This is a genomic window from Paraburkholderia saeva (genome assembly GCF_907164555.1).
Taxonomy (GTDB): domain Bacteria; phylum Pseudomonadota; class Gammaproteobacteria; order Burkholderiales; family Burkholderiaceae; genus Paraburkholderia; species Paraburkholderia saeva.
On sequence record NZ_CAJQZC010000005.1, the window covers coordinates 439,871 to 463,153 of the forward strand.

Here is a 23,283-nt window from a genome sequence, read left to right on the forward strand (position 1 = left end):
CCGCTTATTTTCCGTATTGTTCGCAAATTTCATTGACCGCGCGGCACACACGCGTCACGTCGTCTTCGCTCATCTGCGTGAAGAGCGGCAGCGTGACCGTGGTCGCGCCGAAGCGCTCCGCGTGCGGGAACATGCCTTCCTTGAAGCCGAGCGCGCGATACAGCGAAAACAGGTGAATCGCCGGGTAATGCACGCCCGAGCCGATCCCGCGCTCCTTCAGTTGCGCCATGAAGCCTGCGCGGTCGAGCGACAGCTTTTCCAGCGGCAGCGTGATCTGGAACATGTGCCAGTTGCTGTTTTCGAAGTCCGCAAGCGGCAGGCCCACGCCGAGCCCGACTCCCGCGCCACCTTCGAAGCCGGCGAAATACGCCCGTGCGAGTTTTTTGCGCTGTGCGGTAAACCGTTCGATGTGCGGCAACTGGCCCAGACCGACGCGCGCCGCGACGTCCGTCAGATTGTATTTTCCACCCAGCACGTCGCAGTCCATGCCGTCGAAGCCGGTTCGTGTGATGCCCTGCAGGCGGTATTTCTGCGCGAGGATCGCTTCGTCCTCGTTGTTGAGCACGAGCGCGCCGCCTTCGATCGACGTCAGGTTCTTGTTCGCGTGGAAGCTGAACGACACGATATCGCCGAGCTTGCCGATGCGCTCGCCGTTCCAGGTCGAACCGAACGCCTGCGCCGCATCTTCGATCACGCGCAGTTTGTGCGCGCGGGCGATGTCGTACAGGCGGTCCATGTTGACCGGCAGACCGGACAGATACACCGGAATGATCGCCTTCGTGCGCGGCGTAATCGCTTTTTCGAGCAGATCGAGGTCGATATTGCGCGTTGTCGGGTCGATATCGGCGAAAACGGGCGTCGCGCCCGTTTCGAGGATCACGTTGCTCGTCGAGACCCATGACGCGGGCGTCGTGATGACTTCGTCGCCTGCCTTCACGCCCGCGATGCGCAGGCCGATTTCGAGCGTCGCCGTGCCGGAATTGAACGTACGGACCGGGCGCCCGCCGCAGAATGCCGACAGCGCCGCCTCGAACTGCTGGTTCTGCGGCCCGGTCGTGATCCAGCCGGAGCGCAGCACGTCGGCGACGCCCTGAATCGTCTCTTCATCGATTTCCGGACGGACAAACGGTAAAAACGGGACGGATGACTCGGTCATGAATGCAGTGCTCTATAAAAGGTGTGCAGTTTCGCGCTTTGGCGGCTGGATCGTGGCCAGCCTTTTGCGTCATGGGCGCCGTGCCGTTCCGGCTAGCTTCGCGCCAGCACGACAACGCCAACGAGAATGATGCCGATGCCGACCATCTTCTGGACCGACATGATTTCGCCGAACAGATACCAGGCTGCGAACGCGTTGACGACGTACCCGAGCGAGAGCATCGGATAGGCGATCGATACGTCCACCCGCGACAGCCCGACCACCCAGACCGCGACGCTGATCACGTAACAGGCGAGGCCGCCGATGATGGGTGGCTGCGTCGCCAGTCGCCAGGCGACAGGAATGATGTTCGCACGGGTGAATTCAAAGTGTCCAACGGCATTCGTGCCTGCCTTCAGCAGCAGCTGGGCGCCTGCGTTCAGCGAAACGCCCGCGAGGATACAGAAAAGGGAAATAGGGTTCATCTGCGAAAAGCGGTCCCGTGGTTGATATGTGGGGTCACTGTTGCGGTTTTTCCACGCCGGGTTTTTCGACAATCACGCGGCGCGAATCGTGCGCAATAACCTGCATCGGCACGTGCTGCGCCGTCAGGTCGTTAAAGCGCTGCGTCGTCATCAGGGCCAGCCCGCAGGGCTCGGCGTTCCAGCGCTGGATCCATTCGGCGACGGTCGGCACCCATTTTTGCGGCTCGACGGTGACGCCGAAGCGCAGTTCGTCCGGGTTTTCGACCATGATCATCGTGTGGCCGATGTAGAACGGCATCGTATGGTCGAGCACGCCGACCGCGTAGAACGGCGCGTCGGGTGGCAGCTTCGCCATGGCGGCGCGCACGGTCGGCGCGAGCGGCGCACCGGAGCTCAGGCGGCCGAACACGTCGTGTCCGGTGCCGGCGATTGTGCCAAGGAGCACCCAGCCGGCGGCGAAAGCGACCGTCGCGCCGACGATACTGCCAGGGCTGCGGCGGTTGATCCACAGCGCGACGATCGTGAGCGCGAAGGCGACGCCGAGCGCCACGTATACCCAGACCTGGAACGCCCGGTACAGCTCGTTCGGATTACGCGCGTCGCCGGCGCGGCCGAGGAAGATCGCGCCAAACGCCGCAACGACGAAAAACACTGCGTAGCCGGCCAGATGGCGACGGAACTCATCGCGTTTGAGAAGCGGCAGGTACATGCCGATCAGGAGCGCAAGCGCGGGCGCGATGGGCAACGTGTACGAGATCAGCTTCGAATGCGATGCGCTGAAAAACAGGAAAATGAACGCCGACCAGACGATCAGCATCATCGGCGGCGAAAAGCCGTTCGGCTGGCGCGGCACGCGCAGCGCGTGCCGGATGCTCTGGACGCTGACCGACAGCCACGGCAGGAAGCCGACCAGCATCACGGCCGCGAAATAGTAGAACGGGCCGGGGCGGTTCTGTTCGGGCGTCAGATAACGCTGGAACTGCTGGACGATGAAGAAGAAATTCAGGAATTCCGGGTTGCGCTGCTGCACAAGCACGAACCATGGCGTCGCGATCACGAAGAACACGATCAGGCCGCTCACGAGATACAGACGCTTCCAGATTGCCCAGTCGCGCGCGATGAGCGTATAGAGCACGAGCGCCGCGCCCGGCAGGATCACGCCGATCAGGCCCTTCGACAGCACGGCGAGCGCCATCGAACCCCAGCACAGCCACATCCACAGCCGCACGTGATTGGCGGGCAGGTTGGGGCGCTGCGCAAGGAGCAGCGAACACAGCGTGACTTCCATCCAGAACGACAGGCCCATGTCGAGCGTGTTGAAGTGGCCCATCAGGTTCCAGTACGGCGCGCTCGCGAGCACGATCGCGGCGAAAACGCCCGTCGCGGCGTTGAAAACGCGCGCGCCGGTATAACCCACGAGCAGCACGCCCGCGAAGCCGGTCAGCGCCGTATAGAGGCGCGCCTGCCATTCTCCGATGCCAAACCACGCGAACGTGAGCGCGTTGAGCCAGGTTTGCAGCGGCGGTTTTTCGAAATACTTGTAGCCGTTGTAGCGCGGCGTGATCCAGTCGCCGGTCACGAACATTTCGCGTGCCATTTCGGCGTACCGGCCTTCGTCGCTCGGCAGCAGATGGCGCCAGCCGAGCGGCACGAACCAGATGAGCGCGAGCGCGACGATCAGGAGCAGGATCGCGGTACGGTTGAGCGGTAGCCGTGAAGGCGTATCGTTCATGTGGAATCAGCCTGTTTGTCAGTGCCGCACACGCGGCATGGTGAGATCTGGATGCTGTGGCGCTGGACGCGCGCCGTGTTCGCACGGGCATAAAGGGCACCGCGCGAACGCCCGCCACGTCTGCCGCTGTGACGAATGCCGCGCAGTGTACGTTACCGGCGTGACACGGCCGTCGATGCGCCGTGCCGGCTAGCTCTCGATCAGCAATGCGGCCGCGACCTTGCGGCCCTCGGCCATCAGGATGTTGTAGGTCCGGCAGGCGGCCTTGAAATCCATCGTTTCGACACCGATGTGATGCTTCGCGAGGGCCGCCGTCAGGCGCGGATGCGGAAAACGCAGGCGCTCGCCGCTGCCGAAAATGACGACTTCCGGCGCAGGCGCAATCAGAAGTTCGAAATGTTCGGCGGCGAGCGCTTCGAACGAGGCGACGGGCCAGGGAATGACAGGCGCCTCCGGCAGCACGAGAATGCTGCCCTGATGGCGCACGAGGTTGATTTCGACGTAGTCGGGCCCGTAACCGGTAACCGTGTTGAGGGCGCCGCTGGAATCCTGATGTAGTTTCAAATTCGTGATCCGGGGTCGTCGTTTAGCGTGGTGTCAGATGCTGCGTGATCCTGCCTGAAGCCTGTGCGCCCGCGGCCGTCGCCACGGGCGACGGCGCGTGTGCCGGTCGGACCGGCGCGCATTGTAAAGGTTTCGCGCAAATTGACACGAAATAGCCGAAAAGCCCCGCCGACGCGGTTGGTGCATTGCGGAACCCGGCTAAAATCCGCTAAATTATAACTTTTTAGCCGCCCGGCGGCGCCCACCTGACTTCCGCGTCGTCACAAGCAGCGCCGGAGTTGCGCCGCCAGACGGCGGCCGGGCGCGATCAGACAGGTCCGCACACCCCGCGCATGACCGGCCCGCCCGGGTCCGGCTTCCCGTCTTCAGGCTTTCCCAGGCCGGTTCACCCCGGCTGAAATATCCAGACCGACCCGTCTGGCCGACTGATGTGGCCTGTTCTTCTGGCTGACTCACCAGGCTGGACGTGGATGGCCGACCAGATGGCTGATTCCACCGGCTGACCGGCCTCGCCGGAGCAGCCGGCCGATTTACAGGACCTTGTGCCCGCCGTGAAACCGATTCTGAAATCCAACAAGCTGTTGAATGTCTGCTACGACATCCGCGGGCCCGTTCTCGAACACGCGAAGCGCCTCGAAGACGAAGGCCATCGCATCATCAAGCTGAACATCGGCAACCTCGCGCCGTTCGGTTTCGACGCGCCGGACGAAATCATCCAGGACATGATCCGGAACCTGCCCGGCTCGTCGGGCTATTCTGACTCGAAGGGCGTGTTCGCCGCGCGCAAGGCGATCATGCACTACGCACAGCAGAAGAACGTGCAGGGCGTCGAGCTCGACGACATCTTCATCGGTAACGGCGCGTCCGAACTGATCGTAATGGCGCTTCAGGGTCTCCTGAACGACGGCGACGAAGTGCTGCTGCCCGCGCCGGATTACCCGCTGTGGACAGCTGGCGTAAGCCTTTCGGGCGGCACGCCGGTGCATTACATCTGCGACGAATCCAATGCCTGGATGCCCGACCCGGACGACATCCGCGCGAAAATCACGCCGAACACCCGTGCGCTGGTCGTGATCAACCCGAACAACCCGACGGGCGCGCTGTATTCCGACGAACTGCTGCTGGAACTGATCCAGATCGCGCGCGAACACGGCCTCGTGATTTTCGCCGACGAGGTCTACGACAAGATCGTTTATGACGGCAAGACGCACACGGCAATCGGCGCATTGTCGGAGGACGTGCTGACGGTTACGTTCAACAGCCTGTCGAAAAGCTACCGTTCGTGCGGTTACCGCGCCGGCTGGATGTTCATTTCGGGCCTGACGGGCGAAAACCGCCGCCGCTCCAAAGACTATATCGAAGGGCTCGGCATTCTCGCCTCGATGCGGCTGTGTCCGAACGTGCCGGGTCAATACGCAATCCAGACGGCGCTCGGCGGCTACCAGAGCATCAACGACCTGATCGTGCCGAGCGGGCGCCTCTACAAGCAGCGCGAACTCGCCTATGACATGCTGACGTCGATTCCTGGCGTAACCTGTGTGAAACCGCAGGCCGCGTTGTACATGTTCCCGCGTCTCGACCCGAAGATGTACCCGATCCAGAACGACCAGCAGTTCATTCTCGACCTGCTGCTTGCGGAGCGCGTGCTGCTCGTGCAGGGCACCGGTTTCAACTGGAACGCGCCGGACCATTTCCGCGTCGTGTTCCTGCCGAACGTCGACGATCTGGCGGATTCGATCAACCGTATCGCACGTTTTCTCGACGGTTACCGCAAACGGCATATGTCGTAAGGCCAGATGTTCAATGCCATCGTCGCCGGCAATACTGTCCCCTTAATCTCTTACTCGAAAACACACGCTGCATGGAACCGATCAAAGTTGGACTGCTGGGCTTCGGCACGGTAGGCAGCGGCACCTTCACCGTACTGCGCCGCAATCAGGAAGAAATCAAACGTCGCGCGGGCCGCGGTATTGAAATCACGCGCATTGCCGTGCGCAACCCGGCGAAGGCCACTGCCGCGCTCGGCGACGCAGCCGGTTCCGTGCAGGTCACGGACGACTTCGGCTCGGTAGTCGACGATCCGTCGATCGACATCGTCGCGGAAATGATTGGTGGCACGTCGATTGCACGTGAGCTCGTGCTGCGCGCCATCCGCAACCGCAAGCACGTGGTCACGGCCAACAAGGCGCTGCTCGCGGTACACGGCACGGAGATTTTCGAGGCGGCGCGCGCGAATGGCGTGATGGTGTCGTTCGAAGCAGCCGTCGCCGGTGGCATTCCGATCATCAAGGCGCTGCGCGAAGGGCTGACGGCGAACCGCATTCAGTACATCGCCGGCATCATCAACGGCACGACGAACTACATCCTGTCGGAAATGCGCGACCGCGGCCTCGATTTCGCCACGGCGCTCAAGGCCGCGCAGGATCTCGGCTATGCGGAAGCCGACCCCACGTTCGACATCGAGGGCGTCGACGCCGCGCACAAGGCCACGATCATGAGCGCGATCGCGTTCGGCGTGCCAGTGCAGTTCGACAAGGCATACGTCGAAGGCATCAGCAAGCTCGACGCGATCGACATCAAATACGCCGAGGAACTCGGTTACCGGATCAAGCTGCTCGGCATCTCGCGCCGCACAGACAATGGCATCGAACTGCGCGTGCATCCCACGCTGATCCCGGAAAAACGCCTGTTGGCGAACGTGGAAGGCGCAATGAACGCGGTTGTCGTGCATGGCGACGCGGTGGGCTCGACGCTGTACTACGGCAAGGGCGCCGGCGCGGAGCCGACGGCATCCGCGGTGGTGGCCGATCTCGTCGACGTGACGCGCCTGCATACGGCTGACCCGGAGCATCGCGTGCCGCATCTGGCGTTCCAGCCGGACAGTCTGTCGAGCACGCCGATCCTGCCGATCGACGAAGTGACGAGCGGTTACTACCTGCGTCTGCGGGTGGCGGACGTGACGGGCGTACTGGCCGACATCACGCGCATTCTGGCCGACCGGGGCATCTCGATCGATGCCTTGCTGCAGAAGGAATCCGAGCAGGTCGATGCGAACGGCAAGGGCGAAACCGACATCATCCTGATCACGCACGAAACGGTCGAAAAGAACGTGAACGCGGCTATCAAAACGATTGAAGCCCTCAAGACCGTCGTATCGCAGGTGACGAAGCTGCGCATGGAAGCGCTGAACTAGGCAGACACATGAACTACATCTCTACGCGCGGCGCCGGTGTCGGCGAGCGCCACACTTTCTCCGACATCCTGCTTGGCGGTCTCGCGAAGGACGGCGGCCTGTATCTGCCTGCCGAATACCCGCGCGTTTCGGCTGACGAACTGGCCCGCTGGCGCACGCTGCCGTACGCGGATCTCGCGTTCGAGATCCTGTCGAAATTCAGCGACGACATTCCCGCGGAAGACCTGCGCGCGCTCACGCGCCGCACCTACACTGCGGAAACCTACTGCAACGTGCGCGATGACGAAAGCGCCGCGCAGATCACGCCGTTAAAAACGCTGGGGATCGAAAACGGCGCGCCGCTGTCGCTGCTGGAATTGTCGAATGGTCCGACGCTCGCGTTCAAGGACATGGCGATGCAGCTGATCGGCAACCTGTTCGAATACGCGCTCGACAAGCACAGCGAGACGCTGAACATTCTCGGCGCGACCTCGGGCGATACCGGCAGCGCCGCCGAATACGCGATGCGTGGCAAGAAGGGCATTCGTGTGTTCATGCTTTCGCCGCACAGAAAGATGAGCGCGTTCCAGACGGCGCAGATGTACAGCCTGCAGGATCCGAACATTTTCAATCTGGCGGTCGAAGGCGTGTTCGACGACTGCCAGGACATCGTGAAAGCCGTCTCGAACGATCACGCATTCAAGGCTCAACACCGGATCGGCACGGTCAATTCGATCAACTGGGCGCGCGTCGTGGCGCAGGTCGTGTACTACTTCAAGGGCTATTTTGCAGCGACGAAATCCAACGACGAGCGCGTGTCGTTCACGGTGCCGTCAGGCAATTTCGGCAACGTCTGCGCGGGTCACATCGCGCGCATGATGGGTCTGCCGATCGAAAGGCTCGTGGTCGCGACGAACGAGAACGACGTGCTTGACGAATTCTTCCGCACCGGTATTTATCGCGTGCGCAAGGCCGCCGAGACCTATCACACGAGCAGCCCGAGCATGGATATCTCGAAGGCATCGAACTTCGAACGTTTCGTGTTCGATCTGCTGGGGCGCGATCCGGAGCGTGTGCTGCAGCTGTTCCGCGACGTCGAGGAAAAGGGCGGCTTCGATCTGGCGGCGAGCGGCGATTTCGCGCGCGTCGCGGAGTTCGGTTTCGTCTCGGGGCGCAGCAGCCACGCGGACCGCGTCGATGCGATCCGCGACGTGTTCGAACGTTACGACACAATGATCGATACGCATACCGCCGATGGCCTGAAGGTCGCGCGCGAGCACCTGCAACCCGGTATCCCGATGATCGTGCTGGAAACGGCGCAACCGATCAAGTTCGGCGAAACGATCCGCGAAGCGCTGCAGCGCGAACCGGAGCGGCCGGCCGCGTTTTCGGGTATCGAAGCGCTGCCGCAGCGCTTCGAAGTGCTGCCGGCCGACGCGAAGCGGGTGAAGGAGTTCGTCGCGACGCATACGGACGCTTAAGGCGGCCCGCGCAGACACATGCGCGGCAGGACAGGTGAGCGGCCATGACGGGCCTCGCGATGCGATGAGATGCGAGGCTGGCGTCATGGCCGTTTTGCTGTCTCGTGCCCTGGCCGGATGGCCGACATGCAGGCTTGCCCGCCCCTCGAAGTCCGGCGCCCGCTACAATATTCTTTTAGGTCCTGCGCGCTCGCCCAATCGATGTCCACGCCCACTTCTCCCGCGCCCCGTGCGCCGATGCTTTCGACTGCCGAGGCGCTCGTCACGCTGCTTGGCGCGGCCCGTGCGGTCGAGGGTAGCGAAACGTTGCCCACGCTGGACGCGTTGAACCGCGTGCTCGCCGCCGACGTCGTCTCTTCGCTCGACGTGCCGCCCATGAACACCAGTTCGATGGATGGCTACGCGGTGCGCGTGGCCGACCTTGCGCAGGGCGATCGCCGGCTGCCTGTGTCGCAGCGCATCCCGGCGGGCCATGCGCCGCAGCCGCTCGCGGGCGGCACGGCGGCGCGCATTTTCACGGGCGCAACAGTGCCGCCGGGCGCGGACGCCATTGTCATGCAGGAGCAGGCCGAAGCCGACGGCAATGATGTCTCGATCCTGCACACGCCGAAAGCCGGCGAGTGGATCACGCAGCAGGGCGCGGATATCCGCAGCGGCTCGGTGATCCTGCCCGCTGGCACGCGTTTGACACCGCAGGCGCTGGGTCTCGCCGCATCGGTGGGGAGCGCTTCTCTGACGGTGGCGCGGCGCGTCAAGGTCGCGGTTTTCTTCACCGGAGACGAACTGACAATGCCGGGCGAGCCGCTCAAACCCGGCGCGATCTACAACTCGAACCGCTTTACGCTGCGCGGCCTGCTGGAAAACCTCGGCTGCGACGTGACAGATTACGGCATCGTGCCCGACAGGCTCGATGCGACCCGTGCCACGCTGCGCGAGGCCTCGCGGGCGCATGATCTGATCCTGACGTGCGGCGGCGTATCGGTGGGCGAGGAGGACCACGTGAAACCCGCGGTCGAGGCCGAAGGGCATCTGTCGATGTGGCAGATCGCGATGAAGCCCGGCAAACCGCTCGCGTTTGGCGCGGTGCGGCGCGCGGCCAGCACGGGTGCTGTCGCCGATGCCGCCGGGTCGGAGTTGAACGAAACGTATTTCATCGGTTTGCCCGGCAATCCGGTTTCCGCTTTCGTCACGTTTCTGCTGTTCGTCAGACCGTTCATCCTGAGAGTTGCTGGCGTACGCACGGTCTCGCCGCGCGCGTTATCGCTGCGCGCCGATTTTTCGCAGTCAAAGGCAGATCGTCGCAATGAATTCCTGCGCGCGCGCATCAATCCGGCGGGTGGACTCGAACTGTTTCCGAACCAGAGTTCAGCGGTGCTGACCTCGACCGTGTGGGGCGACGGGCTCATCGACAATCCGCCGAACCACGCCATTACCGCCGGCGAGACTGTGCGGTTCATTCCATTTTCCGAATTGCTGGGCTGACGCCGTCACGCGCCGCGCCCGGGACCCGACATGAAGATCCAGCTGAAATATTTTGCGAGTGTGCGTGAGGCAGTAGGGATCGCCGACGAATCCGTGACCCTCCCCGACGGTATCGCGACACTGGGCGACGTGCGCGCCTGGTTGCGCGTACGCGGCGGCGCGTGGGCAGAGGTACTCGCCGAAGGCCGTGCGTTGCGGATGGCCTGCAACCACATCATGACCGATGCCGGCACGCGCGTCACCGAAGGCTGCGAAGTCGCGTTTTTTCCGCCGGTCACGGGCGGCTGAGGAAACCTCAATGACTGTTCGCGTCCAGACCGAAGATTTTGACCTGACTACCGAAGTCGCCGCGTTGCGCGCCCTGAATCCGAAGGTCGGCGCGGTGGCGTGCTTCGTCGGCACGGTGCGCGATCTGAACGACGGGAGCACCGTCGAGACGATGGAGCTCGAACACTATCCGGGCATGACGGAAAAGGCGCTGGAAGCGATTGTCGTGGCGGCGCGTGAGCGCTGGCCAGGCATCGAGGTTCTGATTGTGCATCGGGTCGGCAAGCTCTATCCGCTCGACCAGATCGTGCTGGTTGCGACCACCGCCGCGCATCGCGGCGAAGCGTTCGCTTCGTGCGAATTCGTAATGGATTACCTGAAGACGCAGGCGCCGTTCTGGAAGAAGGAAAAGACAGAACACGGCGAGCGCTGGGTCGATGCGCGCGTCGCGGATGACACCGCGCTGGCACGATGGGGTCTGGACTCGGGTAACGCGACGTAGCGGGTCGACGCGTGCCCGCCTTGAGGGCGTTACGCCGTCCGGCTTCTCCGTCTGAGCGCGCGCTCAATCCTTCGTTGACCGGCCGATGATCTTCGTCGGGAACGGCTCGTCGCGTGCAGGTGGCGCATCGGGCGTGTCGCCGTCTTTGCGGCGGCGCGGCGCGAGTTGCTCCAGCAGCGCCTGCTGTTCCTCCGGAATCGTATAGTCCCAGCCAAATTTCGACAGTTGCAGGCTCTGCGCGATACGGAGCGCAGGCTCCATGAAGCGTACGGCAGCCGCGGGCGCGTAGCGCGATTCCACCGTATCCAGAAACAGGTACAGCCACCGGCTGAAATGCTGCGGCTCGATCCCCAGCAACGGCTGGTGAGCCTGCTGCACGTTGCCGCGATATCCCTTCTGGCCAAGCGCGATGCTCGACCAGAACGTGCACATCTTCGGCAGATGCTCGTCCCAGCGTCCTGCCAGCTTCTGCTCGAACACAGGCCCCAGCATCGGGTCAGCCTGGACACGGTCGTAGAACGCGTAGACGAGCGCGCGGATGTTGTCTTCGGTCGGTTCGGACTCGCGCGCGACGACGGGTTGAGGCGGAAAAGTCGGATTCATTCGGTGACCACGGTGAAAAAGTGAGCGCCCCCGAAGCGGGCACGCTGTAAAACACATCGGGACAGCGCCATCTCACTGCTGCGTGTAGCCGCAACCAGCGCCTCACACAACGAACAGCGCCGAAAACACTGGCAGGCACGCTAGATAGTCGCATCCGGTCGGCATGTTATTGCGTACATAGGGGATCGACAACCCTTGCGCCGACGCGGTCTGCATTCGGTCCGCTCGTTCCGGACCGGCGCGGCGGACCGCTCTTGCCGCTCATCGCGACGACCCTGTCATGAGATTAACCGACTATACCGATTACTCCGTGCGCGTGATGCTGTACCTCGCAGTCCGGCGGGAAGGGCTGGCGACGATCCAGGATATTTCAGACGCCTACGGAATCTCCAAGAATCATCTGATGAAGGTGGTCCAGCGGCTCGGCGAGCTCGGCTGGGTCGAGACGATCCGTGGACGTAACGGCGGCCTGCGGCTTTCCGAACGCTCGGAATCGTTGACGGTCGGCGAAATCGTGCGCGCAACGGAAAACGACTTTGCGCTTGTCGGCTGCCTCGCCACGCAGCGCGGCGAGCGCGGTGAGCCCGGCCAGCGGCAGTCCTGCGTCATTCAGTCACAATGCGGATTGAAGCGCGCGCTCGAAGCCGCCCGCGCAGCGTTTTTTGCCGAACTCGACAGGCATACGATCCGCGATCTGGCTCAGCCGGCCGAGCCCCTTGCCGCGCTGCTCCGGATCGGGCAGATTGTCCCGATCGCGCCGGTTCGCACCGCCTCGTCCGGCCGACGCTAAAACGGGCTTCGGCGGTTTGTTGGCTGATTTGACAAAAAACGCCACTCGAATGCGATCAGGCGCTTGAAACCCGCACAAAACGCCTCATTTTGGTGATATTCGAAATTGGAGGTCTCTTGATGAGAATCGACAAACTCACCACCAAATTCCAGGAAGCGTTGGCGGATGCGCAAAGCCTGGCTGTCGGTCACGACAATCAATACATAGAACCCGTCCACGTTCTTGCCGCGCTCGTCGCGCAGCAGGATGGCTCGGCCCGCTCGCTGCTATCGCGTGCAGGCGTGCACGTGCAGCCGCTGCAAACAGCGTTGAACGACGCGATCACGCGCCTGCCGCAGGTGCAGGGCACCGACGGCAACGTGCAGATCGGCCGCGAACTGACTGGCCTGCTCAACCAGGCCGACAAGGAAGCGCAAAAGCTCAACGACACGTTCATCGCAAGCGAGATGTTCCTGCTCGCCATCGCCGACGACAAAGGCGAGGCAGGCCGGCTCGCGCGCCAGCACGGCCTGTCGCGCAAGTCGCTGGAAACGGCGATCGTCGCGGTGCGTGGCGGCTCGCAGGTGCACAACCAGGACGCCGAGAGCCAGCGCGAAGCGCTGAAGAAATACACGGTCGATCTGACCGAGCGCGCCCGCGCTGGCAAGCTCGATCCCGTGATCGGCCGCGACGACGAAATCCGTCGTTCGATCCAGATCCTGCAACGTCGTACGAAGAACAATCCGGTGCTGATCGGCGAGCCGGGCGTGGGCAAGACGGCGATCGTCGAAGGCCTCGCGCAGCGCATTGTCAACGGTGAGGTGCCGGAGACGCTGAAGGGCAAGCGCGTACTGTCGCTCGACATGGCGGCGCTGCTCGCCGGTGCGAAGTATCGCGGCGAGTTCGAAGAACGCCTGAAAGCCGTGCTCAACGATATCGCGAAAGACGAAGGGCAAACCATCGTCTTCATCGACGAAATCCATACGATGGTTGGCGCGGGCAAGGCCGAAGGCGCGATGGACGCGGGCAACATGCTGAAGCCGGCGCTCTCGCGCGGCGAACTGCATTGCGTCGGCGCGACCACGCTCGACGAATACCGCAAGTACATCGAAAAGGACGCGGCGCTCGAACGCCGGTTCCAGAAGGTGCTCGTGGACGAGCCGTCGGTGGAAGCGACGATCGCGATCCTGCGCGGTCTGCAGGAAAAGTACGAGTTGCATCACGGCGTCGACATCACCGACCCGGCGATCGTCGCCGCGGCCGAGCTGTCGCATCGCTACATCACGGACCGTTTTCTGCCGGACAAGGCAATCGACCTGATCGACGAAGCGGCTTCGAAGATCAAGATGGAAATCGATTCGAAGCCGGAAGAGATGGACCGGCTCGATCGTCGGCTGATCCAGCTGAAGATCGAACGTGAAGCCGTCAAGAAGGAAAAGGACGAAGCGTCGCAAAAACGTCTGCAGCTGATCGAAGAAGAAATCGAGCGGCTCGACCGCGAATATTCGGATCTCGAAGAAATCTGGACGGCCGAAAAAGCGGCGGTGCAGGGCAGCGCGCAACTGAAGGAAGACATCGAGAAAACGCGTGCGGAAATCGTGCGTCTGCAACGTCTCGGCAAGCTCGAAAAGGTGGCCGAACTGCAGTACGGCACGTTGCCGCAGCTCGAAGCGCAATTGAAGCAGGTCACGCAGGCCGAGGCGCAGGAGCAGAACAATCCGACGCGTCCGCGTCTGTTGCGCACGCAGGTGGGTGCCGAGGAAATCGCGGAAGTCGTATCGCGTTCAACCGGTATTCCGGTCTCGCGGATGATGCAGGGCGAGCGCGAAAAACTGTTGCAGATCGAAGAGAAACTGCATGAACGCGTGGTCGGTCAGGACGAGGCGATCGGCTCGGTGGCCGATGCGATCCGTCGTTCGCGCGCGGGTCTCGCCGATCCGAACCGGCCGTATGGTTCGTTCCTGTTCCTTGGACCGACGGGCGTCGGCAAGACGGAACTGTGCAAGGCGCTGGCTTCGTTCCTGTTCGATTCGGAAGATCATCTGATCCGTATCGACATGAGCGAATTCATGGAAAAGCACAGCGTCGCGCGTCTGATCGGTGCGCCGCCGGGATACGTCGGTTACGAAGAGGGCGGTTATCTGACTGAAGCGGTACGTCGCAAGCCGTACAGCGTGATCCTGCTCGACGAAATCGAGAAGGCGCACCCGGACGTATTCAACGTGCTGCTGCAGGTGCTGGACGATGGTCGTATGACGGATGGCCAGGGACGCACCGTCGACTTCAAGAATACGGTGATCGTGATGACGTCGAACCTTGGGTCGCAGGTGATCCAGTCGATGGTCGGCGAACCGCAGGACGCGGTGAAGGATGCCGTCTGGGAAGAAGTGAAACTGCACTTCCGGCCCGAGTTCCTGAACCGGATCGACGATGTCGTCGTGTTCCATGCGCTGGATCGCTCGAACATCCAGTCGATTGCGCGGATCCAGTTGCAACGTCTGCACGAACGGCTCGCGAAGCTCGACATGCAGCTCGTCGTGTCCGAAGGCGCACTGGAGCACATCGGCAAGGTTGGCTACGATCCGCTCTTTGGCGCACGGCCGCTGAAGCGCGCGATCCAGCAGGAGATCGAGAATCCGGTCGCGAAGCTGATTCTGGCTGGCAGGTTCGGTCCGAAGGATGTGATACCGGTCGAGGTGGACAACGGCACGCTGGTTTTCGAGCGCGTCGTGCATTGAGTGAGGCAAGCGGGCGGCGAGTTGCGTCGTCGCCCGCGATAAACGCGGTCATGTAAAAAGGGCAGCGAGTTTTCTCGCTGCCCTTTTTTTCGACTTTACGACAGCGCGGTCGCGCGTCTATCAAGCCGTCTTGTCATCCTTGCCGAGGAACGAAGCAAGACCGCCGAGCGCGCCGAGCACGGTCGTGGCGTTGAGCTTGCCTTCGGCCGGCACTTCGCCTTCAGGCGTCGCGGCGTTCACCACGTGCGGCAGGATCTGCGAGAGCAGGCCGCTAACCTGGTCGGGCGCGACGCCTGCCTTCGCTGCGAGATTCGTCACGGTGTCCGAACCGAGCACGTTGTGCAGCGTGTCCGGCGAAATCGCCTGATTCTCGCCGTTGCTGACCCACGAACTGATGATGTCGCCGGCGCCTTTTTCCCTGAACTGCTGGATCAGGCCGTTCAGGCCGCCCGGCTGGTTGTTCACGAATTCGAGTGCGGTGGCGATCAATGCCTGCTGTCCGCCGCCTTCGGGCGATTTGCCGAGCAGGGAACCGATGCTGTCGAGTAGGCTCATGGCTGTCTCTCTGGAGTGCCGGCGCGACACACATGCGCCAGCGGGTGAAATACGCCGCGCGGGGGCGCGGCGGGGAGGGTGCAGATCACACGGACCACGCGGCCCGCGGGATCGTCAGATGTCGAACGTCAGGCGCCCGATGCTGCCGATGCAGCCTTGGCCTTCTTCGATTTTTTCTTCGATGCTTTCGCGTCCGATGCGTCCGCCGGTGCACTGGCCGGTGCCGCCGCGGCTGCCGTAGTAGCCGGTGCCGAAGCCGTCGCGTCTGCCTTGCTCTTTTTCGACTTTTTGGTTGAAGATGCCGCTTCAGGTACGCTCGCGGGCGCCATCGTCGTCGTGGCTGCGGGCGTTGCCGGCTTGCTCGCGGGTTTCGATGCGGTGGACGTGGCAGCCTTCGCACCACTCGGTGCCGCCGTCGAACCGTTGATCGTCAAACCCGCTGCTTCGAGATTCACCACCGACTTGGTGCCGATTCCCTTCACGCGTGTCGCGAGATCGTCGGCGTCCTTGAACGGGCCGTTTTTGGTCCGCTCATCGATGATCGCTTTCGCATGGGCCGGACCAATGCCCTTGACCGATTCGAGCGCGGCCTGATCGGCTGTATTGACTTCGACGGCCGCCGCGAAACTGGCGGAAAAAGACAGGACAAGCGCAACGCAGAGCATTAACAGCTTCTTCAGCATGGCAGGCACTCCATTGAGGGCAAAAAAGTAGCCGGGAACGGACGACGCATCCAGTCAGCAGGCGCTGCCTTCCAGCATAGGATAGATTGCGCGCCCTTTTAATGAAAAGCGCCCGATTTATACCCATCGATTCGTGACAAGTAAATCAACACGGGCACTTTTTGACAATCGATGCCGTGAATAAGGCTTCCGGACGGAAAAGAAAGGCGGGCGCGGCAGATCCGCGTGCGACCGAAGTGATGCGTATTGCGTCACTTCGGAGTCAGTCGCAGATCACTTGCAACAGACCTATGCGACAGGGTCGGTGTGCGGTGTATGCGCTTCGGCGCGCCGATGGCGTGCGCTGACCGTTCGCCAGTAGAGCGCGAGACCGATGCCGGCAATCGCGAGGCTAGCCGCGTTGGCAACCCAGAAGCCGCGCGCGCCGGTAAGCCATTCGGGAATCGAGCCGCTAACGTTAAAGCCAAGCAGATAACCACCGCCAAGGCCCACGCCCCACAGCGCGACGGCATAGATCACGGTCGGTACGACGGCGACGCGATACGCGCGCAGCACGAACGCAGTGGTGATCTGGAGCGCGTCGAAGAGGTGATAGACGATCACGATCAGCACGAGCGGCATCGCGGCGAGCGCGACCTGTGCATCGGACGTGTAGCCCGCGATAATGAAGGGCCGCAATGCAAGCACGATGACGCCATAGCAGCACGCGATTGCGCACGCCATCAGGATGCCGTGCCGCGCCAGCGTATGAGCGTCAACGGGACGTTGCGCGCCGAGCGCCTGCGCGACGAGCGTCGATGATGCGATACCGATGGAAAGCGGCGTCATGTACAGCACCGCACCAAGATTGCCCGCGATCTGGTGACCCGCGAGCGTCGTTGTGCCGAAGCGCGCGATGAAGAGCGCCATGAACGTGTAGGACGTGACTTCGATCAGGTACGACAGTCCCATCGGAATGCCGAGCTTCAGCAACGCGGCCTGACGTTTCCAGACGGGCCAGCAGAAGTGCGAGAACGTAGCGAATGGCCGGAAAATATTCAGGCGCACCAGCAGCGTCATGCCGACAATCGCGAGCGTCCAGTTGATGAGGGTACTCGCGAGCGCGCAGCCTGGGCCGCCGAGCGCAGGCACGCCGGCGCCGCCGAAGATAAACCACAGGTTGAGCGGAATCTTGAGCAGCAGCGCGCCGACCTGCAGGATCATGACGAGTCGCGGCTGACCCACGGCGTTGGTCAGCGAACTGTAGACGCGAAACGCGAGGCTCGCGGGCAACCCGAACGAGAGAATCTGCAGATACGCGACAGTACGCTCACGCAGCGCTTCGGGCGCATGCGCGATGCGCAGCAGCGGGCCCGGAAAGTAGAGGATCGAAAAACCGAGCGCCATCAGGACCAGCGCGAGCCACAGCGCCTGACGCACTTCCTCGCCGATCTCGCCGTAGCGCCGTGCGCCGTAGAGCTGTCCGGTAATCGGCTGCAGCGCGGTGAGAATGCCGGTAAGACCGATATACACCGAGATATAGATCGAAGAGCCAAGGCCGAGCGCCGCGAGATCGATCGCGGAGTAACGCCCGACCATGGCGGTATCGATCACGCCGAACGCGATGATCGCAAGTTGTCCGATCAGCACAGGCCATGCGAGCGCGGCGATTTTCCGCACGTTGGCGAACATGGTCAATCCGGTTTGGGACGCGGAGTGCGGCGTTTGACCGGCGGCTTCGGACGGTCGATGCGGACATACAGACGGAAACGTTCGTCCCGGTCAGCCACGCGGCGGCCTTCCCAGACGAGCTTCCACACGAAGTTCGACATCGCGCTCGGCTCGCCAAAATCCTGCGTGTCCTGGCGCAGGATCACGTCGCAGTCGTCGTTGAACGAGAAATGCATCTGGCCGAAATAGGCGAACGTGGCGATCTGCGCATTGCCGAGCCGTACGGGCGAGATACACGTGTAATCGTCGGGCAGATGGCTCGAGATCTGTTGCGCGACGTCCTTGTACGTTCGGCTGTAGTTCACGACCGGCAGCCAGAGTGTCATCAGCAGCACCCACATGAGTGTCGTGCCGGCGCTCGACAGCACCACGCTGCGCCAGAGCACCTTCGGATGCCGCGCGATACGCCATTGAACGAGGGCGATCCAGCAGACCGTGACGGCGACCGCGCACACGAATGACAGGATCTTGAACTGTGGCGTAAAGCCCGGCGCGAGGCGCGCCAGATTACGCGCGAGCGGATGCGGGAAGCCGGTCAGACCGGCGAGCCAGACGAGCCATACGAAGGTGCCGAGGATCGTGAAGCTCAGCACGGCGAACCAGTCGATCGCGTTGATCGTGCCGCGCTTCAGCGTAGGCAGCGCGAACGTTGCGAGGACCGCGAGCGCGGGCAGCAGCAGCATGTAGAGCAGGTTCGTCGAGTAACTCTGCAGCACCGCGAGGATCAGAAGCGGAGCGATGACCGACACCGGAATTGCAACGTGTGGCGCACGGCGTAGCCCCGACCAGCTGACCCACGCCCAGATGCCAAGCGGCCACGCCGGCCAGGTAAAGAGCGGGAGATTTTTTAGCGCATAGTGCAGCACCGGGCCCGGCGGGCCGCCGAACGACGTGATGCTGACGTGGACCCACTGGTTGAGGAACCAGACGGCATCGTCGGGGAACGCAATCAGCGCTGCAACCGGCCACGCCAGCGACAGCACGAGCGCAACCGGCAAGCCGGCGAGCAGCAGCCAGCGCAACTGCGCTTCCCGCACGATGAGCGTCATGACCAGCGTCCCGACCAGCAGCGCGCAGACCAGCACCGGATTGCTCGTCAGTGCGACGAGCCCGAGCGCAAGGCCCCACAGCAAAGACCCTTGCACCGGTTTGTCGATCATCCGCACGAGCCCATACACAAGCATCGCAATGCAGACGAACTGCGCCAGCTGCGGCGTGGTTTCGTGGCCGCGTTCAGCGAGACCGAAGCAGCCGAGCAGAATCAGCAGGGCGCCGTCGGCGAGTGTGCGGCCGTAATCGCGCGGCTCAGGCTCGCCGCCGAACGCGTACTTGAATGGCTGCACTTCGGGACGACGGCCGAGCAGATACGCGGCGTACCAGACAAACGCGCAGGCCGCACAGAACAGCAGCCCCGTGAACACGCGCGACGCGTTGCTCGCATCGACCCACGGCGAGAGCACGCGGATCGAAATGGCGCCGAGCCAGTACCCGAGTGGCCCATACGCGGTGATGTATTTGCCGACGAGGTTCGGCAACAGCCAGTCGTGCGCGGTGCCTTTCGCCATTGTCCACATGACGCCGAAGCCCGCGGCATCTTCGTTCTTCCACGGATCGCGCCCGAAGAGCCCGAACGATGCATACACGATACAGATAGTAAGCAGCAGCCAGCGCGGTAGCGCGCTGGTGGCGGAAGCAGTCAGACGGACGACAGATCTCATGCAGTTGGGCGGTATCGGATAAACGGGCTGGCAGGCGGTAGACGGTGTGTCCGGGCGTGGCCGGCCCTGAGCATCCGGCATTGTAGACGGGCGGCACGGCGCGCGTCACGGAGCACGGCAGACGGCAACAGCGAGATTGCAACAGTTGACAACAGCCATGTCGGCGCGGGCGCCAGTTGCGGGGCGTCGCCCGGTTGCTGCGTAAACTATGGAGACAAAAAAAGGGCAGCGACTGCTGCCCTTTTTTTGCATCGACCGGCCTGTCAAACAGCGCCGGAGTCGAAACGGCATTACTTGGTCGCCTTGCCCGTGGCACGCGCGCCGAACTTCTTGTTGAACTTCTCGACACGGCCGGCCGTGTCCATGATCTTTTGCTGGCCGGTGTAGAACGGATGCGATTCCGACGACACTTCGATCTTGGCGAGCGGATACGTCTTGCCTTCGAATTCGGCCGTTTCGCGCGTCTGGATGGTCGAGCGGGTCACAAACTTGAAGTCGATCGACATGTCGACGAACAGGACTTCGCGGTAATCGGGGTGAATGCCTTCTTTCATGGTCTTTCCTTTAATCTGGCGGTAGCCAACCCGCGTGCCGTTGCGAACCGACGCAGCGGACTTCGGCGAGCCACTTGCCTAAGGTCGAAAAACGGCGATTATGCCAGAAAATCAGTCGCTTGACGAATTTCCCGGGCTATTTTGCGGGAGCGAGGCCGTTTTCCGGCAATAACCCGCCCACGCGTGCCGGATCCTGTCGATAAAAGCGGGCCAGAAGGCGATAAAGCTCCGGATATTCGGCCTCGAACGCCTGCGGCCGCACGAAGAGCGCCTCGCTGCATACCGCGAAAAATTCGGACGGATGGTCGGCTGCATACGGGTCGATCAGCGAATCGCGCTCGAAACGGGCCCAGCGCCGGTCCGGTACGGCGTCGACTTTTGCGCAGAACTGGTCGTAGGCCGCGTCGAACACGTCGGCCCACGCGGTTGCGTCGAGCGGCGCGTGCCAGCGACGGAAGAGCGGCGGGTGGCCGTCGGCTTCGCCCGTCAGCATGTCGATCTTGTGCGCGAATTCGTGAATGACGACGTTGTAGGCATCTGTGGCGTCGGTCATCTGTGCGTCTTCCCACGACAGCACGACGGGGCCGCCTTCCCACGCCTCGCCGCTCGCGTCGTGCTCGATTTCGTGAACCACGCCGTCTTCGTCTTCGACGGTCTTGCGGATCACGAATTCGCCGGGATAGACGATCACGCCAACCCAGCCGCGGTAAAGATCGAGGCTCAGGTTCAGCACTGGCAGCGAGGCCTGTGCCGCGATGGCCACCGTCATCGCGTCCGTCAGTTCGAGTTCGTGCGCGGTCGAAAACGACTTTTGCGCTATGAAGAGGCTCGTCAGTTCACGCAGGCGGACGAGTTCGGCGGTATCGAGATGCGCCAGAAAGGGCAGGCCTGCGAGCGTGGATTCCCACAGCGCGTCGGGGATCGCGTGCGTGCGCAGCGCGCGGTCGCGGCGGCGGGAGTCGAACCAGTGCGTGAGTTTCGAGAGCATGGGTCAGTCGATCTGTTTTTGCCACGCGGCGAAGATGCCGCCGCAGACGGCCACGCCGATCAGAAAATAGAAGCCATCCAGCGACGCAAGGAAGCTCGCCTGCTGCGCCACCCTCCGGCTCACCTCAACTATCGCCAGCGCGTGCGCTTCGCTGATTGAACGTCCGGCAGCAGCGAAACCGTTCGTCAACGTCGCGATCGTGTTCTGGAATACCGGATTGTACGGATTTGCGAACTCGGCGAGTCGCGACTGATGCAATGCCTGCCGGTGCTGCTCGACGATGATCACCGACGCCGTCGTAAGCGAGATCGTCAACTGGCGCACGACATTTTTCAGCCGGTAACCGTGCGTGAACTCTTCGACCGCAAAGATCCTGAACGTCAGATTGGCCACCGGCAGAACGATGAAAAGCAGCAACAGGCCGCGCAGCAGCAGCGGACCGGTCAACGCACGCTGGTCGACGTTGGGCGGCATATGCGCCATCCAGGCAGCGGCCAGCGCCGCGACGGCGAAACCTGGCACGATGATCCATTTCTTGCGCGGCAGCAGCTTTGCGTAGCGCAGATAGACGAAGAGCGCTGTCGACGATATCAGGGAGGTGATACCGACCAGCCGCCCCGCATTTTCGACGGGATAGCCGAGCCCCTGTTCGAGAAAGCGCGATACGAGATAACTGAAGCCGGTGGACTCATAGTAGTAGAACATGTACAGCACGAGACCGACCTGGAAGGTCTTTTCACGTAGCGCGTGCAACCGCATCAGCGGCGACGGATGATGCCATTGCTGATACGCAAACCACGCGAGCCCGACAATGCCCGCGACCGTCAGCATGATGAGACCCGGCGACGCGCTGAAGAGCTGGTAGCGCACCTGCTGCATGACGATCTGCAACGCGCCCTGCGCGAACGCGAAGATGATGTACGGCCAGAAATGCGACGCGCCACGTTCCTCCGGCACAAGGTTGCCCGAGTTGGGCAACACGAGCAGCGCGAGGCCCGCGAACAGGACGCCGGCCGGCGCGCTGCACATAAAGAGCGCCCGCCAGTCGAAATGCGCGACGAGCTGGCCGCCGACGAGCGGCGCAAGCGCACTGCCCAGCACGATCAGGATCAGGAATGCGCGTGTCGCGCCGGCACGCTGTTGCGGCGTGAAGCTGATCTGGATCAGGATGCGGCAGGTGCCCATCATCGGGCCGATGAAGTAACCCTGGAAGCCGCGCGCGAACGCCAGCTCGAACGATGTTTCGCACAGGGTCGCCGCGACTGCTCCGGCCGAAAACAGTAGCATGCAGCCGGCCACGTAGCGTCGGTAACCGACGCGCTCGACCCACCATTGCTGCTGCATGATGCCGAGCACGGCGGCGACCGCGTACGCGCTCGACGACCACACGAGTTCATCCGGCGAAGCGTTGATCCCGCCTGCGATATAGCTCGCGAAGAACGAGAAGATCGCGTTGTCGAAATAGTCGAGCCCGGTGACGAGTGCCAGCACCCACGGGAAAAAATCGCCGCGCAGCTTCGCGACGCTAAAAAGCGTCCTGCGCGAGGAGGTTGCGCTCATGCGTCGTCGTCGCCGCGAAGGGCCTTCTTGCTGAGTCGCGCTGCCGCGTCCGATCCTGTTTGCGCTTTCTTTGTCAGGCGGGCCGCGCTGCGTTGTGCGAGAAGCGCATCAGCGCTTTCGCCGGCGAGCCGGCGTTGCACGTAATCGAGGTCGTCGCTGAGTTCGGCTTTCAGGTTCTGCACTTCCTTCAGCTCGCGGCGCGCCGATTCGATGCGTGCGTCGAGCGCGTCGACCTGTTGCGCCAGCGCGTCGCGGATTTCCAGCAGGGATTCGGTGGAGTAGCGATTGCGTCCGCCTTCGCCAGGTTCGAGCGGCCGCTTGAGCATTTCGGTGATGCCTTGCAGCGAGAAGCCCAGGGCGCGAAATCGCAGGATTCGCGCAAACCGTTCGAGGTCATTTTCGTCGTAGAGGCGATAGCGACCTTCACTGCGCGTTGGCGTCACGAGCCCGCGCTCTTCATAGTATTTGAGCGTGCGCGGGGTGACGTTCAGGCGTTCCGCTGCATCGCGGACGGTCAGCAGGCTGGGAATTTCTTCGTTCGACATGGCGGCGCGGGGAGTTCGAAGTCTGCGTCGCATTATAGAT

At 62.8% G+C, this 23,283-nt stretch carries 21 protein-coding genes; 8 read left to right on the plus strand and 13 right to left on the minus strand.

Features of this window, described 5'->3' with window-relative positions:
- Positions 1-4: 4 nt before the first annotated feature.
- From LPA36_RS16425 to LPA36_RS16440, 4 genes are all read right to left on the minus strand, one after another.
- Positions 5-1,156 (minus strand): DegT/DnrJ/EryC1/StrS family aminotransferase, encoded by a 1,152-nt coding sequence (locus LPA36_RS16425; RefSeq protein ID WP_228878580.1) that lies wholly within the window; start codon positions 1,154-1,156, stop codon positions 5-7.
- A gap of 92 nt (positions 1,157-1,248) precedes the next feature.
- The gene (locus LPA36_RS16430) at positions 1,249-1,620 is read right to left on the minus strand and encodes an SMR family transporter (RefSeq protein ID WP_228878581.1); all 372 of its coding nucleotides are present in this window, start codon (positions 1,618-1,620) and stop codon (positions 1,249-1,251) included.
- A gap of 34 nt (positions 1,621-1,654) precedes the next feature.
- Entirely contained in the window at positions 1,655-3,352 is a 1,698-nt protein-coding gene (locus LPA36_RS16435; protein ID WP_228878583.1) for a glycosyltransferase family 39 protein, read from the minus strand.
- A gap of 189 nt (positions 3,353-3,541) precedes the next feature.
- Positions 3,542-3,916, minus strand: a complete 375-nt coding sequence (locus LPA36_RS16440; protein WP_228878586.1) for an Mth938-like domain-containing protein — start codon at positions 3,914-3,916, stop codon at positions 3,542-3,544.
- A gap of 542 nt (positions 3,917-4,458) precedes the next feature.
- On the opposite strand from LPA36_RS16440, the gene LPA36_RS16445 reads away from it, so the two are divergent.
- The 6 genes from LPA36_RS16445 to moaE all read left to right on the plus strand — a co-directional run bounded on the left by LPA36_RS16445 (position 4,459) and on the right by moaE (position 10,820).
- Entirely contained in the window at positions 4,459-5,706 is a 1,248-nt protein-coding gene (locus tag LPA36_RS16445; protein ID WP_324250944.1) for a pyridoxal phosphate-dependent aminotransferase, read from the plus strand.
- Positions 5,707-5,777: 71 nt separating this feature from the next.
- Entirely contained in the window at positions 5,778-7,109 is a 1,332-nt protein-coding gene (locus LPA36_RS16450; protein WP_228878591.1) for a homoserine dehydrogenase, read from the plus strand.
- A gap of 8 nt (positions 7,110-7,117) precedes the next feature.
- Positions 7,118-8,569 (plus strand): threonine synthase, encoded by a 1,452-nt coding sequence (thrC, locus tag LPA36_RS16455; protein ID WP_228878595.1) that lies wholly within the window; start codon positions 7,118-7,120, stop codon positions 8,567-8,569.
- Positions 8,570-8,770: 201 nt separating this feature from the next.
- Positions 8,771-10,051: a molybdopterin molybdotransferase MoeA gene (locus LPA36_RS16460; protein WP_228878597.1), complete on the plus strand. Its 1,281-nt coding sequence runs from the start codon at positions 8,771-8,773 to the stop codon at positions 10,049-10,051.
- A gap of 30 nt (positions 10,052-10,081) precedes the next feature.
- Positions 10,082-10,339, plus strand: coding sequence for a molybdopterin converting factor subunit 1 (moaD, locus tag LPA36_RS16465; RefSeq protein WP_228878599.1), 258 nt, complete (start codon positions 10,082-10,084; stop codon positions 10,337-10,339).
- 10 nt (positions 10,340-10,349) lie between these two features.
- Entirely contained in the window at positions 10,350-10,820 is a 471-nt protein-coding gene (gene moaE / locus LPA36_RS16470; RefSeq protein WP_228878600.1) for a molybdopterin synthase catalytic subunit MoaE, read from the plus strand.
- A gap of 63 nt (positions 10,821-10,883) precedes the next feature.
- Here the strand turns inward: moaE and LPA36_RS16475 are convergent, their stop codons facing one another.
- Positions 10,884-11,423 (minus strand): group III truncated hemoglobin, encoded by a 540-nt coding sequence (locus LPA36_RS16475; RefSeq protein WP_228878602.1) that lies wholly within the window; start codon positions 11,421-11,423, stop codon positions 10,884-10,886.
- A 280-nt stretch (positions 11,424-11,703) separates the two neighbouring features.
- Between LPA36_RS16475 and LPA36_RS16480 the strand changes: the two genes are divergently transcribed.
- On the plus strand, positions 11,704-12,213 hold the full coding sequence (locus LPA36_RS16480) for an RrF2 family transcriptional regulator (RefSeq protein WP_228878603.1): 510 nt from the start codon (positions 11,704-11,706) through the stop codon (positions 12,211-12,213).
- A 119-nt stretch (positions 12,214-12,332) separates the two neighbouring features.
- Complete coding sequence (clpB, locus tag LPA36_RS16485; RefSeq protein WP_228878605.1) at positions 12,333-14,930, plus strand: ATP-dependent chaperone ClpB; 2,598 nt, start codon at positions 12,333-12,335, stop codon at positions 14,928-14,930.
- Positions 14,931-15,050: 120 nt separating this feature from the next.
- Here clpB and LPA36_RS16490 read toward each other — a convergent pair whose 3' ends face one another.
- The 8 genes from LPA36_RS16490 to LPA36_RS16525 all read right to left on the minus strand — a co-directional run bounded on the left by LPA36_RS16490 (position 15,051) and on the right by LPA36_RS16525 (position 23,243).
- The gene (locus tag LPA36_RS16490) at positions 15,051-15,485 is read right to left on the minus strand and encodes a YidB family protein (protein WP_228878608.1); all 435 of its coding nucleotides are present in this window, start codon (positions 15,483-15,485) and stop codon (positions 15,051-15,053) included.
- Between the two features lie 128 nt (positions 15,486-15,613).
- Positions 15,614-16,168 carry a ComEA family DNA-binding protein gene (locus tag LPA36_RS16495; RefSeq protein WP_228878615.1) on the minus strand — a complete coding sequence of 185 codons (555 nt, stop codon included), beginning with the start codon at positions 16,166-16,168 and terminating at the stop codon, positions 15,614-15,616.
- Between the two features lie 288 nt (positions 16,169-16,456).
- The gene (locus LPA36_RS16500) at positions 16,457-17,839 is read right to left on the minus strand and encodes an MATE family efflux transporter (protein WP_228878618.1); all 1,383 of its coding nucleotides are present in this window, start codon (positions 17,837-17,839) and stop codon (positions 16,457-16,459) included.
- 2 nt (positions 17,840-17,841) lie between these two features.
- Complete coding sequence (locus LPA36_RS16505) at positions 17,842-19,596, minus strand: ArnT family glycosyltransferase (RefSeq protein WP_228878620.1); 1,755 nt, start codon at positions 19,594-19,596, stop codon at positions 17,842-17,844.
- Between the two features lie 290 nt (positions 19,597-19,886).
- Complete coding sequence (locus LPA36_RS16510) at positions 19,887-20,150, minus strand: type B 50S ribosomal protein L31 (RefSeq protein ID WP_228878622.1); 264 nt, start codon at positions 20,148-20,150, stop codon at positions 19,887-19,889.
- A 136-nt stretch (positions 20,151-20,286) separates the two neighbouring features.
- On the minus strand, positions 20,287-21,138 hold the full coding sequence (locus LPA36_RS16515; RefSeq protein WP_228878625.1) for a M90 family metallopeptidase: 852 nt from the start codon (positions 21,136-21,138) through the stop codon (positions 20,287-20,289).
- A 3-nt stretch (positions 21,139-21,141) separates the two neighbouring features.
- Positions 21,142-22,698 (minus strand): MFS transporter, encoded by a 1,557-nt coding sequence (locus LPA36_RS16520; protein WP_228878627.1) that lies wholly within the window; start codon positions 22,696-22,698, stop codon positions 21,142-21,144.
- A complete protein-coding gene (locus LPA36_RS16525) occupies positions 22,695-23,243 on the minus strand; it encodes a MerR family transcriptional regulator (RefSeq protein WP_228878630.1) in 549 nt (182 codons plus the stop codon). The genes LPA36_RS16520 and LPA36_RS16525 overlap by 4 nt, the downstream gene beginning before the upstream one ends.
- Positions 23,244-23,283: the final 40 nt, after the last annotated feature.

Excerpts from the sequence above, each read along its gene's own strand:
- LPA36_RS16425 (WP_228878580.1), bottom strand. The coding sequence starts at position 1,156 with ATGACCGAGTCATCCGTCCCGTTTTTACCGTTTGTCCGTCCGGAAATC.
- LPA36_RS16430 (WP_228878581.1), bottom strand. The coding sequence starts at position 1,620 with ATGAACCCTATTTCCCTTTTCTGTATCCTCGCGGGCGTTTCGCTGAAC.
- LPA36_RS16435 (WP_228878583.1), bottom strand. The coding sequence starts at position 3,352 with ATGAACGATACGCCTTCACGGCTACCGCTCAACCGTACCGCGATCCTG.
- LPA36_RS16450 (WP_228878591.1), top strand. The coding sequence starts at position 5,778 with ATGGAACCGATCAAAGTTGGACTGCTGGGCTTCGGCACGGTAGGCAGC.
- thrC (WP_228878595.1), top strand. The coding sequence starts at position 7,118 with ATGAACTACATCTCTACGCGCGGCGCCGGTGTCGGCGAGCGCCACACT.
- LPA36_RS16460 (WP_228878597.1), top strand. The coding sequence starts at position 8,771 with ATGTCCACGCCCACTTCTCCCGCGCCCCGTGCGCCGATGCTTTCGACT.
- moaD (WP_228878599.1), top strand. The coding sequence starts at position 10,082 with ATGAAGATCCAGCTGAAATATTTTGCGAGTGTGCGTGAGGCAGTAGGG.
- moaE (WP_228878600.1), top strand. The coding sequence starts at position 10,350 with ATGACTGTTCGCGTCCAGACCGAAGATTTTGACCTGACTACCGAAGTC.
- LPA36_RS16475 (WP_228878602.1), bottom strand. The coding sequence starts at position 11,423 with ATGAATCCGACTTTTCCGCCTCAACCCGTCGTCGCGCGCGAGTCCGAA.
- LPA36_RS16480 (WP_228878603.1), top strand. The coding sequence starts at position 11,704 with ATGAGATTAACCGACTATACCGATTACTCCGTGCGCGTGATGCTGTAC.
- clpB (WP_228878605.1), top strand. The coding sequence starts at position 12,333 with ATGAGAATCGACAAACTCACCACCAAATTCCAGGAAGCGTTGGCGGAT.
- LPA36_RS16490 (WP_228878608.1), bottom strand. The coding sequence starts at position 15,485 with ATGAGCCTACTCGACAGCATCGGTTCCCTGCTCGGCAAATCGCCCGAA.
- LPA36_RS16495 (WP_228878615.1), bottom strand. The coding sequence starts at position 16,168 with ATGCTGAAGAAGCTGTTAATGCTCTGCGTTGCGCTTGTCCTGTCTTTT.
- LPA36_RS16500 (WP_228878618.1), bottom strand. The coding sequence starts at position 17,839 with ATGTTCGCCAACGTGCGGAAAATCGCCGCGCTCGCATGGCCTGTGCTG.
- LPA36_RS16505 (WP_228878620.1), bottom strand. The coding sequence starts at position 19,596 with ATGAGATCTGTCGTCCGTCTGACTGCTTCCGCCACCAGCGCGCTACCG.
- LPA36_RS16510 (WP_228878622.1), bottom strand. The coding sequence starts at position 20,150 with ATGAAAGAAGGCATTCACCCCGATTACCGCGAAGTCCTGTTCGTCGAC.
- LPA36_RS16515 (WP_228878625.1), bottom strand. The coding sequence starts at position 21,138 with ATGCTCTCGAAACTCACGCACTGGTTCGACTCCCGCCGCCGCGACCGC.
- LPA36_RS16520 (WP_228878627.1), bottom strand. The coding sequence starts at position 22,698 with ATGAGCGCAACCTCCTCGCGCAGGACGCTTTTTAGCGTCGCGAAGCTG.
- LPA36_RS16525 (WP_228878630.1), bottom strand. The coding sequence starts at position 23,243 with ATGTCGAACGAAGAAATTCCCAGCCTGCTGACCGTCCGCGATGCAGCG.